This window comes from Pseudomonas sp. ML2-2023-6, assembly GCF_037055265.1.
Classification (GTDB): Bacteria; Pseudomonadota; Gammaproteobacteria; order Pseudomonadales; family Pseudomonadaceae; genus Aquipseudomonas; species Aquipseudomonas kulmbachensis.
This window is the reverse complement of sequence record NZ_CP146347.1, coordinates 3563298-3577496: the sequence shown is the minus strand read 5'-3', so window position 1 is coordinate 3577496 and position 14199 is coordinate 3563298. Positions and strand designations below refer to the sequence as shown.

The window sequence follows — 14199 nt, the reverse complement described above, 5'->3', positions numbered from 1 at the left end:
TTATTTTCCTGTTCACAGTGTATTGACGTCCTTGTGCCAAGTGCAGTGGATATACAAGAAATGCGGTTTTGATAATACATCCAAGTGTCGACGCAGAACTGCCAATAGCCCCCAGACTATCGGCTTTGGGGTTAGCTAATAATCCCGTGTTTGACCGTTAGTTGTCGGCGGTGACGGATGAGGCTTTTCTCTTTGAAGTAGGCGCCCTGAGGCCTTCAAACCAGCCGTGATCACGGTACCAGGCCACGGTGTCCATGATGGTCAGATCCAGCGCCCGGAAACTCAGGCCAAGTTCTTGTGCACTTTTTTGCTGATTGAAATGGGTACGGTGCTCCTCTCGTACCATCAAACGCAGGGTTGCCATGCTCAACAGAATGGGCTTGCCGGTCAGGCGCGCATAGATCTCCTGCACCGCCGCCAGCGTGTACAGAAAGGGCAAAGGCAGTTGGCGTGTGGGTGTCTTGACCCCTGCAATACGTCCCAGAACAGGTATCAACTGACGCATCGTCATATGCCGGCCCGCCGCGAGATAGCGCTCGCCTCGGCGTCCATGCCTTGCGGCAGCGATCAGCGCTACTGCCACATCACGGGCATCCACCACAGAGAAACTGCCGGGCACCAGCCCGGGCAACTTGCCGTTCACCACATCGTTGACCAACTGTCCCGAGGACGTCGGGCCAATATCGCCAGGCCCCCACATCCAGCCGGGCAGGACCATGCAGGCATGCATCTGGGGATGGTCTTCGAGGAACGACAGCACCACCTGGTCGGCGAGAATCTTGCTGCGGTAGTAGTCATCGGCGTCGGCCTCGGCCCGCAGGCATGTCTCATCGATGGACGAGCCAGGTTCGCCGTTGAGCACCGCAATCGATGATGTATGAACAAACCGCCGTATGCCTGCACGGTAGGCGTGCTCAATCAGGTCTCGAGTACCGGCGACATTGATCTTTTCGAGGTCCTTCCAGTGACTGCCGCCCTTGTAGTTATCGCGAAAAAACGCCGCCGTGTGAAACACCGTATCGCAGCCTTGCAGTGATGCTGCAAATGCACCGACATCGGCCATATCGCCAATGACCAGTTGCACATCCGGCAGGTCGTTGAACTGCTGTTCACCCTTGGCTCTGGAGCGGACCAGGGCTTTGACGCTATAGCCACGAGCGAGCAATTCCCGCACCAGGTTATTGCCCAGCAAGCCGGTCGCGCCAGTCACGAATACGTTGCACGCGGCGTGTTGCACATAGTCCTTGGGGGCGGTTGTCATACAATCCATTCCAGTGGTTTCGAAGGTCGTTAGATATACCGTTCAGAGCGCTTCTGAAAAATAGCGACTACTGCATAATGGTTTTGCACATATGCAGACCAGGGAGGATATGACGCATGGCGTTGCAAGCAAATTGGGACGATCTACGACTGCTGCTGGCGGTCTCGCGGCGTGGCAGCTTTCTTCAGGCCGGGCAGTTACTGGGCATTGCGGCGTCTACGGTATCCCGCAGGCTGACCCAACTGGAGGTAGCGCTGGGCGAGCCACTGGTCGAGCGCGGCGTTGAAGGATGCCGGTTGACTTCACGGGGCCAATCCCTTGTGGACGTTGCGATGGCTGCTGAAGCGGGCCTCAGGCGTCAAACCGCGGCTGACATGACTGGCTTGCACACCGAGCTGTCGGGCAATGTGCTGGTCAGTGCCGGGGAGGGGTTTACTTCCGGGGTACTGGAGGCTGTGAGTCGCTTCACTGCTCTGCACCCGCGCTGCTCGGTGGAGCTGCTGGTCACCGCCGACTTTCAGAAAATCGTCCGCGGTGTGGCCGATATAGCGGTGCGCACCATGCATCTGGGCGAACCCTCGTTGATTTATCGACCCATTGGTAGGTTCACCTACGGTGTATTCGCTGATGCCGGTTACCTGAGGCGATTTCCAGGGGTAACTGTGGCCACAGCAGTCAATGTAGCCTTGCTGCCTCCGCTCGACATGTTGCCGCAAATGCGTGCCGCAAAGGCCGCCGGTCTTGACCGTACGCAATTGAGCGTGAACTCGTTCGCCGTGCAGCTCGAATCAGTGAAACGGGGTTTGGGGGTGGGTGTATTGCCTCGTCTTCTGGCGAAGGACCTGGTCGAATTGTTCCACGAAATTGAACTTCCGGACCTGGAAGTTTATTTGGTGACCCGGCCTCAGGCATTGAAGCAGGCCCATATAAAATGTTTTTTTGCCATCCTGGAGCAGGTGCTGCAAGAGGCCCTCTGCCTGCAAACTGACGAGAGTTGCGACCTGGAGGAACTCCCCGTAATAGGCGCATAAGCCAGTTTACAGGTGGGCAAGGCAGTATTTATATTGCTTGAAAATGGATGGCTCAATGACACTTCGGGAGTAATAGCGTGTTTCCAATCGATATCTGGCTTGCTTACTCCGCAGCCTGTTTGCTCTTGGTGATTGCTCCTGGGCCGGACAATCTGCTGGCTGTAGGCCGCGGTCTGAGCCAAGGCAGGCTAGCGGCGCTGGTGTCGGGAATGGCATCTGGCGCAGGTATTCTGTTCCATGTGGCGACCGCTTCGTTGGGGCTGACGCTGCTTATGCAAACGTCCGTTGTGGCGTTCTGGATCGTCAAGCTGATTGGCGCCGGTTATCTGCTCTGGCTTGGCATCAAGGTACTGCGCTCACGTAGCCTTATCAGTTTCCAACCTGCGGCCAAACAACCACTGACCAGTATATTTTTCACCGGTTTTCTCTCGGCGGCGCTCAACCCGAAGCCGGGGTTGTTTGTACTGGCATTTATCCCTCAGTTCGTTGATCCACTACGCGGGTCGGTGAGCACGCAAATGCTGGTGTACGGTGCCTGGTTCGCATTGCTTACGGCCATTGGCTTCTCGCTTATGGGCGTATTTGCCACAGTCCTGACCCAGTGGTTACGCCCGCGGCCTCGACTGGTTAATGGTCTGAATGTAGGCGCAGGACTGACTTTCGTCGCATCCGGCGTATCGATAGCTGCCCTGAGTCAGAAGTAAGGCGATATCAGGAGCGCCACAGCTGTTGCAAGTGCTTGAACGAGCGGTATTGCAGTGGGAGCGAGCCTGCTCGCGACAGCGCGTATTTACTGGCTGATCGCGACGCTCTTGAGGCCTTCGCGAGCAGGCTCGCTCCCACGTATGCGGTCATACGGCTGCTTTTACAGCAACTGATCAATCAAGACCGCATTGGAATAGATCAAGTTGCCATCGCTCGCACGATGCCCGACCAAATGGAACTGACCGCGTTCGTGGTGCAAGTAGACCCGCATCTGGCAGTCGGACAAGGGGCCGTACCCCTCAGGCATGATCAAGTCCATGGTGCTCATGTCGACATCGACCATAGCTTCGTGCTCCTGGGTCTTCTGCAGACGCTCTTCAGCTTGCTCCAGACGCAAGTGGAGTGGGCCATCAACGTTAAAGTGAATGTCTCCTATTGCAGCAGGTTTGTGATCGCCACTGTTTTCACACCAACCTTCGATTGTCAGGGTCGCCATAACAAAATCTCCAATGCTGATTGCAGAAATCGGGTGGCATTTTTGATGCCATGACTTTCCGACCACTACCAGTTGGCAGGGTTCGTCTTTTCAGACCAGCGTGCCCAATTCTTTCATTCTAAAAACTAATCAACGGCCAGAGCACCGATTACAGGCAGGATCAGCAAGGTACTGATCGCCATCGACAACACATTGCCAATAAAAGGATGCAGGTAGTTGGGCAACCGTTGAGCAATGGCACAGGCCAGTGGCGGTGCAATCAAGGCGCCCAGCACTGCACTGGCGATGATGACGGTAAAGCTGCCGCCGTAGGTCAGCACTGCAGCAGGCACGACTGAAACCAGTGGCACATAAGTGGGATACCAACCGCGTTGCTGCCATTGCTGGCGCCACACAATGACGCCCACCAGTGAGGTCAATGCTTGCGCCGCGACCATGTGTAACAGCAGGCCAGAACCATAAGCAGGGCTTAGCGGGTTCAACGCACAGGCCAGTAATACCCCGGCGAGCATGCCCAGGCTTGCCCATTCGTTGCCGTAGAACGGAGCTTCCGAGAAGTCAGCCAGTACGCGCCGCAAAGTCCAGATCACCCCATAATTCGGTGCTTTTACTGACACTGGCGGCGGGTTTGAAGCTGTTTGCTCGTGTTTGGCAGTCACCAGTATTGGCCAAGTCCGGCACAGCAAAAAGGCCACCACGCTGCCCGATGCCATTCCCAGAACATTGCCTATCACCGCTGGCAAACCCAAGGGCAGGCACACGAAGTTAACGATCAGCAGACAGGATGGCGTGACGAGGAGGGCGCCGAGGATTGCCCCATTGATCGTGACTTTCCAGCCACCTCCAAAGAGCAACACCATAGCCGCGGGCAATGACACGAAAGCGGCGAAGGTGGGTTGCCAGGTGCCAGCCGTCAGGGTCCAGCCCCAGAGTGCATTGCTCAACAGCAGGCCCAACAGAGAACTGGTCACCAGCCAGGGCCACAGCCCCGTGCCATAGCTGATGCTGAACCCTTGCCACACCTGAGCGTAGCGGCTGGCCCAGTATCCCAGCGCACCGCCAAGCAACAAGCCCAGAGAGGAGAGTTCATGTTTGTAGAACGCTACTTCGCTGATGTCGCCCAACACCCAGCGTAACCACGCCAGGGCAGAGGGCATGCTGGTTATCATGTCGCTGTAGGCGGGCCAGTAAGCTGGGGCTGTGGAGTTGTAGTCCACGGCCACCCAAGCTGTGACTACACCAATAATCGCCACGGCGCTAAAAAGCAGGATCAGAAGTCTGACCGCAGCCACTGAGGTTTTTCTTTCGGATAGGGATTCCATGGTGACCACCCGATCAGCGAGGCAAGCGAAGGTGATGGTCATAGCCGAGCATTTCGTCATACAGATCCGTGCGGCGGTCACGGAGCAGGTCGTTCAAGTTGTTCCATACGGGTGCGCTGCGAGCAGCCGACAAATCGATGTCGGCATAAAGAATGGTTTGCTCGTCAGCTGGCGCCACTTCACCGATGGGCCAGCCATTGGTTCCGGCAATCAGCGAACAACCCAGATAACGTGCATCCGGCTCCTCACCAATGCGATTGGCAGCAGCTATAAACACGTTGTTGACGTGGGCGGCGGTCATCGTCAGGTATGAGGCCATGCACTTGCCGGAGTCGTCGAACAGTGGCGGTGGTGTCCATACCCAGTTGTTCAGGCTGCAAATGATGTCAGCCCCTTGCTGGCACAACAGACGGGGGACTTCAGGAAACCAGATGTCCCAGCAAATCAGCAGGCCGATTCGCCCGATCGGGGTTTCAAACACCGGGAACCCGAGATCGCCGGGGGTGAACCAGAGCTTTTCCTTGTTCCATAGATGCGCTTTACGGTATTTGCCGATAAACCCGTCTGGCCCCAGCAATACAGCCGTGTCAAACAAACGCATATCGTCCTGCTCGACCATGCCTGCAACCAGATACACCTGATGCTCTTGGGCAAAACGGGTCCAGGCCTGAACACTTGGGCCATCAGGAATGGTTTCTGCGTGGTTAAAGGCATCCTTGCGACTGCTAAACACATATCCGGTGTTGGCCAGCTCCGGCAGCACAATGAGATTCGCTCCGTTCTCGAACGCTTGCAGAGCCAGATCCAGACTGTTTTGCAGGTTGTTCTGGCTGTTGTGAGTTCCTGTTTGCGGATCAAATTGCACCACCGCAACGCGTACCGCACTGACAGCGATAGATTCGCTCATGACTGACACCTCTTCTTGTTTTTATGGACCGACCTGACGGCGGCCATTTAGTAAGAAGATTTGTCCGAACCAGCGTCTATCGCCGGATTCCTATCCGCCTGTAGTCCATCGGCGTATAGATTGGGAGATTTGTATTTATGTACTACTGGCCTCGAGTGAGAACTTGATCGTGCAGGTTGAACATTTTGGCTCTAAAACGACGCCGATGATGGTTTACTGAAACCAGCGGCTTACATCAGTTTTTACGCCCCTAAAACGCACCTCTGCGCGGAATTAGTTAACGGTTTTGCAGTCTTATTTATGCCCATTACTTTCAGGACACCCACATGAAACGCACAGCCATAATGATCTTGGCCTTTACAGGTTCTCTTCTGCTGGGAGGCTGCGTGCCAATCTGGGACGAGGGCGGCGGGCATGGTCGAGATCGTGACCGGGGTTATGATTCCGGTCGTGGATACGACCGGGGGAATGATGGTCGTGGTTATGATCAAAGGTACGATCGTCGCGACAATAATGATCGACGTTATGACCACAATCGCGATCGCGACGATAGAGACGACTGAGTCTCTTTGGTTTTCCATCAGAGCGGGTCAAGGCCCGCTCTGATCGGCGCATAAAACTTGATTGGGTTTCGAGATCTTCAATCGTCCAACTCTCGCTCGTTCACAACCCAGGAATACTTCTCCGGTTGACATATGGGCTGTAAGCCTTTAAAAAAAGAGGCAATTGATTCAAGGCGAACCTCGGATGTTCCTAATCACTGACCTGTTGCTGTGTGCTGTCGGCTTAAATGCTGAAGCGACAGGTCGTGCCCGCTGCGCCTCCAAATCGAAGAAACAGTCGCTCATTTGACCGGGGCGCGCTGTCCCGTCAGATGGGCTGACAGGACATGAGCGCTACGGACTCCCTCCCTTGCTTACCTCCTTTCTGCGCTTCTGACGGTGACGTAATCGGTCTACCCTAAGGAGAAGGTACATGTCATCGTTTCAAGGCATCTGGGTTCCACTCGTTACACCATTCCACAATAGTGCTATCGACTTTGTCGGGTTGCAGCGTCTGGTCGGTCATCTGCTGGAAGGTGGGATCGACGGCATTGTGGTGTGCGGCACCACGGCCGAAGCAGCAGCACTGAGCAAGCATGAGCAACTGGCGGTGCTTGATGCGGTGCTGGAGCTGGTGCCGGCGCAGAGGGTTGTCATGGGCCTGGCGGGCAACAATTTGACTGAGCTGCTGCAATTTCAGAGCGAAATTCTCAAGCGCCCTGTGGCCGGTTTGCTGGTTCCGCCACCGTATTACATCCGCCCATCTCAGGCGGGGCTCGAAGCTTTTTTCAATACGGTCGCCGATGCCTCCAGCGTTCCCATCATTGTCTATGACATTCCTTACCGTACCGGCGTGGTCTTCGAACAAGCCACTTTGCTAAACGTTGTTGCCCATGAGCGGGTCGTTGCGGTCAAGGATTGCGGTGGCAACCAGGCCAACACGCTGGCATTGCTGGGCAGTGGCAACGTTGATGTCCTGTGTGGCGAAGATAACCAGATTTTCAGTGCATTGTGCCTCGGAGCAACGGGCGCAATTGCTGCCTCGGCACATGTTCATCCCGAGCTCTTCGTGGCGCTGTATCAACAGATCCGCGACAACCAGCTAGCCGCTGGCCGCGCAACCTTCTTCCAGCTAGTGCCATTGATTCATAGCCTGTTCATGGAGCCAAATCCTGCTCCGGTGAAATCCGCCCTGGCCATTGAAGGCTTGATCTGTGACGAATTGCGAGCACCGATGCAGCGTGGCAGTGAAAGCCTGAAAGTACGCCTGCAACACATATTGAAGGGGCTGGAAAACAGCAATTGATGGATTGCCGTAACCCGAAGCAGTTCTTGAATATCAGATGAAGAGGGTGCCGCGCAGGTACAGCGAGCCGTAGCCGCTGATAATGACCCGGTCATTGTCCAAGACTTCGCAGTGCAGTTGGCCCTTGCGCGCCCCACCTTGCTCGGCACTCAGGCTACGCTTGCCCAAACGCTTGGCCCAGTACGGCGCGAGGGAAGTGTGGGCCGAGCCGGTAACCGGGTCTTCATTTACCCCCACTCGAGGTCCGAACCAGCGAGAGACAAAATCGAAGTCACGACTCGGCGCGGTAACCGCGACACCACGCACGTCGAACGAGGCCAGTGCAACGAAGTCGGGATTGAGGCCAGCGATGATGGCGGCATCCTCCACCACCACGATGTAATCATCTGTGCGATAAAGTGCATCGATCCGATCCAGGCCCAAGGCTTGCAAAAGGCCTGGCGGGACAGCTACGGCTTCAGGCTGCTTGGCAGGGAAGTCCATCGCCAGGCAGCCGTTTTCGCGCCGCACACGCAATTCACCGCTGCGAGTGGAAAAACGCAGTATGTCGCGGCTTTCACCAAGCTGTTCGAACAGCACCCAAGCTGCTGCCAGGGTAGCGTGACCACACAAGTCGACTTCCACCGTGGGAGTAAACCAGCGTAACTCGAACACCTCACCGTTACGCACTACATACGCAGTCTCGGACAGGTTGTTCTCTGCTGCGATGTGTTGCAGCGTCGCATCAGGCAACCAGGCCTGCAGCGGGCAAATCGCAGCCGGGTTGCCGCCGAAAACCTCAGAGGAAAAAGCGTCCACCTGGAAAATATCGAGTTGCATTTTGATCATTCCTGCTCGTCAGCGTTTTCTGAAACCCGGATCTGTTCCAGATAGTTGTAGATGGTGTATCGGGTCACGCCGAGCGCGGAAGCAGCTTTTTCAATACCGCCTTTGACGATGAAAATCCCGCGATCCTGCATTTGCCGTACAGCTTCAAGTTTTTGAGGTTTTCTCATCCCTACGACCCCGCCGGGGCATGCTCCCTGGATGATTTGCGCCATCAATTGCTCCATATCTCTCGGTTCATCAACGAGTGACCTGGGCGCGCGCTCCAGCCCCAGAAGCCCTCCGAGAATGGTGTGTGCGGCAGCAACCCCGCTCAAATCCGCATTGATACACAGACTGGCGAAAGGCTGCCCGCTGCTATCGCGATACACCACGGTGGAACTGCGTAGCGGGCGGCCATCAGGCGCGAGTGTCGGGTAATTTTCCACCACTACGGGCTCAGCGCTTGAGCGATTTTCCATCGCACGCCTGACAGCCGTGACCCCTAAGTCCTGGCTTGGGCCGCCCAGCACTGAGCCGCCCACTTTGCGCCCAGTGACATGGCCATTGGCGATGGCAAGGATGGATCGCTCCGGGTTCGTCAAGTCATGCAACACGATTTCAATGTGATGACCAACCGCATTGCTGAGCATTTTCAGGGTGCTGTGAAGCACGTCAAGAATCAGCTTTCGCTCAGCTGGTAATGCTTCAGAAAGCTTCATGGACGCCTTCAAGTGATTTGTCGTAGGCGTCAAAAATATCAACGAAATGTTGAATTATCAATTAAATGTTTAGATCTTTTGCCAGTCAACAACCCTGTTGGTGGTTTTGTCTGGCGGACCGCTTTCGAGTCAGCCGCCATCCGCTGGGTACGCGCAGCAGCTACTCGGTGCTCTTGCGAGGTAGGGTGAAATATCAGGGCTGCATACATGGGTAGTTCAGGTCCGCAAGGTCGCACTCTGTTGGGGTGGGAAAGAAGTCGGGTGCTAACGCGTTCGCTACCGATGCAGGTCAGTTCAAGAAAATTCAGCATTCTTGCAAGAAAATTCCTGGTCGCTTATTTGCTAGGGTGTCCCACCATGATTTTTAACCCGAGGTCCGGATGTATGCGTTCTCTTGATGTAATTGTGTTTTGCTCTATTGGCGCCAGAGTCAAACATATTCTTGAACGCTTAAGAATGACGGGAGTAAACCATACTCACGTTATATCCGGCGCGGGTGAACAGCATTCACTGGACCTGTCGACATTAACGGTTGATCTGGTGATTTGTGACTCTTTCGGTTCACATGATGAAATTTCATTTTTCAGAATGCTCTGTGAAACCAGTGGCTTTTTTTCAATCCTCAAGAGCGATGAGCTCGAACCCGGCGTCAGATGGGGCATCTCCAGTTTTCTTGCCAAGGCGCGCAAATATAACGCCGGTGGTTATAGCGCCAGCCTGGAGCAGGCACCGTTCAACAGCTTGCTCCTCAAGGTGGCAACCGTGAAAAGATGCGTCAATGATCACTCTCGTTCAAGCCACATGCGCCCGGTGCATGTCCCGTCTGAAAGCACCGGCGATCTGGGCGGGAGTGCGGTGGTACAGGCGCTGGAGGCACAACATATGGTTCCCTATTTCCAGCCAAAAATATGCTTGAAAACCAACAGAATGCTCGGTGTTGAAGTATTGGCCCGCTGGCAACATCCGGAAAAAGGCCTGTTGTTGCCTTCGTTGTTTTTGGATGTAGTTGAGCAGGATCAACTTCATGATCAACTGTTTGAGTGCTTGTTGGAGCAAGGTTTAAAACTGCATAAGTATTTGTATTCCATCGGTGAGTCGCTGGTGTTTTCGTACAATATCGAAGCGTCGCAATTACTGATTGAGGGCTTTGCCCAACACTTGATAAAGAAAGTCCGCAAGGCAGGGCTTCCCGTACGTTTTATTACCCTGGAAATAACCGAAAAACAGACGCTGCCCCTTGATATGGCGAGCATCGAAAATATTACAACCCTGATCAGAAGCGGCGTCAGCTTGTCGCTGGATGACTTCGGAAGCGGATTTTCGTCCATTACCCGTCTGGCTCAATTACCGTTCCATCAGATCAAACTGGATGCCGGGTTTGTAGCGCGGTCGTCAGGTTTCAAGGAAAGCCGGATTATTGAATCTATCGTTTCGCTGGCCAGTTCTTTGAATCTGGAGATCGTTGCCGAAGGCGTCGAGACCGATAAGCAGAGAAAACACCTTACGCAGTTGGGTATTGATTCTGCGCAGGGCTATCTGTTCCACAAGCCCATGGACGGTGCAGCCCTGGTCAAAGTGTTAGTGGCCGACAGCACTGCGCCACAATTTATGGCGCAGGGTTAAGGATCGCAGTGGGGTAGCTAGGGCTGCAGGTCATAGGCATCCGCGCCCGCAAACCTGGCCTCAAGCATCAGCAAGCCGCGTTTTTTGTCCAGCCCACCGCTGTAGCCGGTGAGCTGGCCCGTGGCGGCGATGACCCGGTGGCAGGGCACTATGATGGAGATGGGATTAACCGCGTTGGCCATGCCGATTGCCCGTGCCGCCGTACGTGGTTGTGGTGGCGTAGGGTATGCCCCTGAGCAGCGCCCAGGCCTCCTTGAGAAACGCACTGCCGGTAGGCGCCAGAACGACATCAAATTCCCGGCGGATACCCTTGAGGTACTCGCTCAATTGCCGGCGAATGTCAGCAGTTGCCTCCTGATCCAAGGGTACGTCGCGGTATTCAGGTCGGGCATCGACGAGGCCAGGGAGGCTGAAGTCCAGTCTTATTAGGGCCCCATCGGGGTCGATCAACAGGTTGATCCTGCCCAGATGGCTATCGAGATAGCCCCTGAGCAAGCGAGGTTCTGCAAAGGGCATGGTGACTTACCAGTGCTGAGGGTAGGGCGCAGGACCTGTGCGCGAGGGGAATAGTGGCAGTACGTCCTGCGCCAGTTCCTGAATAATGTCGGCTGCCGGGCGCTGTGCCATCTGAATCCCCAAGGCCGCGTGGTTGACTCCCGCTTCGCGCCATTCCCCCAGCAGATCAATGAGCCCATTGCGTCCAGTCTTGAGTACATAACCGCCGCGCAGAGGAGTGCGCGGAAAGTTGGGGTCCTCTGCCAGATCGATCCATTCGTTGGTCATGTGCGGGCGGAACCCACCCCCTGGAATGCTCGAACGCCAGGTGCGAATTCTTTCCGCCAGGCGTTGTGGGCCCCTGCGGTCCTGGGTGGAATCAGGATAGGTCAGCCAGCCATCAGCTTGAGTACCCAGCCACTGCATGCTTTGTTGCGAGCGCCCTGTCACGATCAACGGTATGCGGCCGGTCACCGGTTTTGGCAGCAACTGAGCGTCGCTCAGACTGCCCAGTGCCGACTGGATCGCTGTGGGTCTTGCCTGCAGCAATTGCCGGAAGTAATCCACCGAGTGGGCAAAACGCTCCCCGCGTTCGCCATGTTCGAGACCGTAGGCCGGAAATTCTATCGGCCGGTCACCGGAGGCGATACCCATTACCAGGCGCCCGCCAGACAGTTGGTCGAGGGTGGCCGCGGCCTTGGCCAGGTCGATGGGGTGACGCAAGGTGAAGATCGCACTGCCCGTCACCAGCGTAATCTGCTTGGTGCGTGCGGCGAGGTAGGCGAGGTAGGTGAAGGGGTCGAACACCTGGCCCGCGTCGCCAAAAGAAGGGTCGTACAAAGGCACGTCGCGTACCCACGTGGCGGCGAAGCCCAGCCGGTCGAGTTCACTGACCAGATCAGCCTGGCCGGCCAGGACCGACATATCGCCTTCGTAGAACCGCAGGGGCAAGAAAATGCCCAGGGTCAGTTGATCCTGCTCAAACATCCGGCGGTAGCCGGGGTGATGGGCAAAAGCCGTCGCATCCGCGCCGCAGGTCAAGGCCTGGGCCGGGGGTATCGCAATCTGGTTCATTACCGGTTCCTTGGTGTGTAGTGTCAGGCGCCCGTCGCGGGCTGGGGAAGCGCAATGCCTCGTTGCACGGCCGGGCGCAGGGCAATTCGCTCGTACCATGCGCTCAAGTGGCGAAACCGGCTGAAGTCAAAGTCGATGATGCGGGCGATATGCATCCAACCGAAGGTCGCGATATCGGCAATCGAGTATTGCGCACCCGCCAGCCATAGCTGGTTGGACAGATGTTGATCGAGTGTCGCGAACGTCGATTCCGTCAGTTGTCGCATGCGGGCGATGGCGGTGGGGTTCGCAGGTTGATCAAACAGTTCGAAATGCACGCGCTGGCCCAGGATGGGGCCCATGCTTGAAGTATGAAACATGAGCCAGGTAATGGCCGCCCAACGCTCTGAGGGCTCTACAGGCAATAGTCGTACTGTCTTTTCGGCCAGGTAGAGCAGGATGGCGGCAGACTCGAACAGAGTGATGCCCGTCGCGTGGTCAACCAGTACCGGGATGCGCCCATGGGGGTTGAGCTTTAGAAACTCCGGCTGGCGCTGTTCGCCCTGCTCGATATGAACGTGGTGCAGGGTATAGGGCAGGTCCAGCTCTTCCAGGGCAATGGTGATCTTGAAGCCGTTGGGCGAACTGTCGGTATAGAGCGTCAGGTCAGGGGCGTTCATGGCGGGGCCTTTGGAGAACGACGGGGCAGTCAAAAGGTGAAGGGGCACCCTAGCCGTTGGCGCGCAGAATTTAAAACGATGTTTTATCCATCATGAGGTTAGTTTTTCTAAACCATGGTTCGCGCGAGGGGGGGGCGACAAACGATCCTCTAGAGCAGGAGGTGTTGCCCGTGGCAAACGACCCTGAAAAGTCTGGGTCGATAAATAAGTTGCCTTGACTACCTGCGTTTGCATGGCGGCTGTCGTGCTGACTGACTCTCTGGTTCAGCGCCCACGGCGATCTGCCAAGGTTCGCTAAACCACGTCCTGAGCTTCTTCCATGATCCAGTCCACGAACGCCTTAACCTCTTCTCTGTGCATGGCGTCCTGGCGGGTCACCACGTAGTAGGCAAAGCGCGCAGGCCAGGGTTTGTCCAGGACTTGAACGAGACGGCCGGCGTTGATTTCTTCCAGCGCGTATTCCCGGGGCACCAAGGCCAGCCCTTGACCGGCCTCGGCGGCGCGGATCAGCAGGAAATCATCCTCGAACGCAGTGCCGCGTTCGGCGCGCGGGTCTTTGGCGACATCGTGGGCCGTGAGCCAGAGGGACCAGTCTGCCCGGTCAGAGTCGTGCAACAGCGCAAATTCAAGACAGTCCACGGGGTCTGTGATTTTCGGGCTGGTGGCCATCAGGGCAGGGCTGGCCACCGGCACCATCACGGGCGCCATCAGACGGGTGACCTGCAAACCGGGGTAGATCCCAAGCCCATGGCGCAGTGCCACATCGACGCGGTCCCGGCGCATGTCGACCACGGCGGACGTCGCTTCGACCCTGACTTCAATGTGTGGATGGCGCAGGTTGAAACGGCCAAGACGCGGCACCAGCCAGGAAGCTGCAAACGTCGCGACTGTACTGACGGTCAAGGTCTGCCGGGACTTGATGCCCTCCAGCGACTGCAACGCCTGCTGCATGTTTTCAATGGCCTGGAGTAACGCAGGGTGAACGCTGGCCCCGGCTTCTGTCAGGCGCAACCCGCTTCGCTCCCGTGTGAACAGCGCCATGCCGACCCGTTCTTCCAGCAGACGAATCTGCTGGCTGACAGCGCCTGAAGTGACACTCAGCGCTTGAGCAGCGGCCTTGATGCTGCCTCGTTGCCCTACTTCGACAAAGGTACGCAGCGCGAGAAGGGGCAGTGACGTGGCCATGGGGTTTAGTTTTCCTGACTGTTGTGGGCACAAATGATCGTTTCCGCTATCCAGGCGTGAGGGCGAT

General features: G+C 56.4%; 16 protein-coding genes. 5 read left to right on the top strand and 11 right to left on the bottom strand.

The genetic code is table 11. From position 1 onward, the window contains the following. Positions 1 to 157: 157 nt before the first annotated feature. The gene (locus V6L79_RS16385; protein ID WP_261738376.1) at positions 158 to 1261 is read right to left on the bottom strand and encodes an SDR family oxidoreductase; all 1104 of its coding nucleotides are present in this window, start codon (positions 1259 to 1261) and stop codon (positions 158 to 160) included. A gap of 116 nt (positions 1262 to 1377) precedes the next feature. Between V6L79_RS16385 and V6L79_RS16380 the strand changes: the two genes are divergently transcribed. Continuing rightward, positions 1378 to 2292, top strand: a complete 915-nt coding sequence (locus V6L79_RS16380) for a LysR family transcriptional regulator (protein ID WP_261738375.1) — start codon at positions 1378 to 1380, stop codon at positions 2290 to 2292. A gap of 77 nt (positions 2293 to 2369) precedes the next feature. Beyond that, on the top strand, positions 2370 to 2996 hold the full coding sequence (locus tag V6L79_RS16375) for a LysE family translocator (protein ID WP_261738374.1): 627 nt from the start codon (positions 2370 to 2372) through the stop codon (positions 2994 to 2996). A gap of 161 nt (positions 2997 to 3157) precedes the next feature. On the opposite strand, the gene V6L79_RS16370 is transcribed toward V6L79_RS16375, so the two are convergent. The 3 genes from V6L79_RS16370 to V6L79_RS16360 form a co-directional block, all read right to left on the bottom strand. Next, positions 3158 to 3493: a hypothetical protein gene (locus tag V6L79_RS16370; protein ID WP_261738373.1), complete on the bottom strand. Its 336-nt coding sequence runs from the start codon at positions 3491 to 3493 to the stop codon at positions 3158 to 3160. Between the two features lie 125 nt (positions 3494 to 3618). After that, positions 3619 to 4815, bottom strand: coding sequence for a hypothetical protein (locus V6L79_RS16365; RefSeq protein WP_338579168.1), 1197 nt, complete (start codon positions 4813 to 4815; stop codon positions 3619 to 3621). 13 nt (positions 4816 to 4828) lie between these two features. Continuing rightward, positions 4829 to 5722, bottom strand: a complete 894-nt coding sequence (locus tag V6L79_RS16360; protein WP_261738371.1) for a nitrilase family protein — start codon at positions 5720 to 5722, stop codon at positions 4829 to 4831. A 414-nt stretch (positions 5723 to 6136) separates the two neighbouring features. Between V6L79_RS16360 and V6L79_RS16355 the strand changes: the two genes are divergently transcribed. Continuing rightward, positions 6137 to 6328 (top strand): hypothetical protein, encoded by a 192-nt coding sequence (locus V6L79_RS16355; protein WP_321836990.1) that lies wholly within the window; start codon positions 6137 to 6139, stop codon positions 6326 to 6328. A gap of 369 nt (positions 6329 to 6697) precedes the next feature. Beyond that, the gene (gene dapA, locus V6L79_RS16350; protein WP_338579167.1) at positions 6698 to 7570 is read left to right on the top strand and encodes a 4-hydroxy-tetrahydrodipicolinate synthase; all 873 of its coding nucleotides are present in this window, start codon (positions 6698 to 6700) and stop codon (positions 7568 to 7570) included. A 33-nt stretch (positions 7571 to 7603) separates the two neighbouring features. On the opposite strand, the gene V6L79_RS16345 is transcribed toward dapA, so the two are convergent. Beyond that, a complete protein-coding gene (locus V6L79_RS16345) occupies positions 7604 to 8389 on the bottom strand; it encodes a PhzF family phenazine biosynthesis protein (protein ID WP_261738368.1) in 786 nt (261 codons plus the stop codon). A gap of 5 nt (positions 8390 to 8394) precedes the next feature. Then, complete coding sequence (locus V6L79_RS16340; RefSeq protein ID WP_338579166.1) at positions 8395 to 9096, bottom strand: PAS domain-containing protein; 702 nt, start codon at positions 9094 to 9096, stop codon at positions 8395 to 8397. 384 nt (positions 9097 to 9480) lie between these two features. Between V6L79_RS16340 and V6L79_RS16335 the strand changes: the two genes are divergently transcribed. Beyond that, positions 9481 to 10719, top strand: coding sequence for an EAL domain-containing protein (locus V6L79_RS16335; RefSeq protein WP_261738366.1), 1239 nt, complete (start codon positions 9481 to 9483; stop codon positions 10717 to 10719). Between the two features lie 17 nt (positions 10720 to 10736). Here V6L79_RS16335 and V6L79_RS16330 read toward each other — a convergent pair whose 3' ends face one another. The 5 genes from V6L79_RS16330 to V6L79_RS16310 form a co-directional block, all read right to left on the bottom strand. Continuing rightward, a complete protein-coding gene (locus V6L79_RS16330) occupies positions 10737 to 10901 on the bottom strand; it encodes a methylated-DNA--[protein]-cysteine S-methyltransferase (protein ID WP_338579165.1) in 165 nt (54 codons plus the stop codon). After that, complete coding sequence (locus tag V6L79_RS16325; protein WP_338579164.1) at positions 10885 to 11235, bottom strand: hypothetical protein; 351 nt, start codon at positions 11233 to 11235, stop codon at positions 10885 to 10887. Before V6L79_RS16325 ends, V6L79_RS16330 begins: the two co-directional genes overlap by 17 nt. Before the next feature lie 6 nt (positions 11236 to 11241). Beyond that, positions 11242 to 12288: an LLM class oxidoreductase gene (locus tag V6L79_RS16320; protein WP_338579163.1), complete on the bottom strand. Its 1047-nt coding sequence runs from the start codon at positions 12286 to 12288 to the stop codon at positions 11242 to 11244. 23 nt (positions 12289 to 12311) lie between these two features. Further along, a complete protein-coding gene (locus V6L79_RS16315; RefSeq protein WP_338579162.1) occupies positions 12312 to 12947 on the bottom strand; it encodes a glutathione S-transferase family protein in 636 nt (211 codons plus the stop codon). A gap of 294 nt (positions 12948 to 13241) precedes the next feature. Then, positions 13242 to 14132 carry a LysR substrate-binding domain-containing protein gene (locus tag V6L79_RS16310; RefSeq protein WP_261738362.1) on the bottom strand — a complete coding sequence of 297 codons (891 nt, stop codon included), beginning with the start codon at positions 14130 to 14132 and terminating at the stop codon, positions 13242 to 13244. Positions 14133 to 14199: the final 67 nt, after the last annotated feature.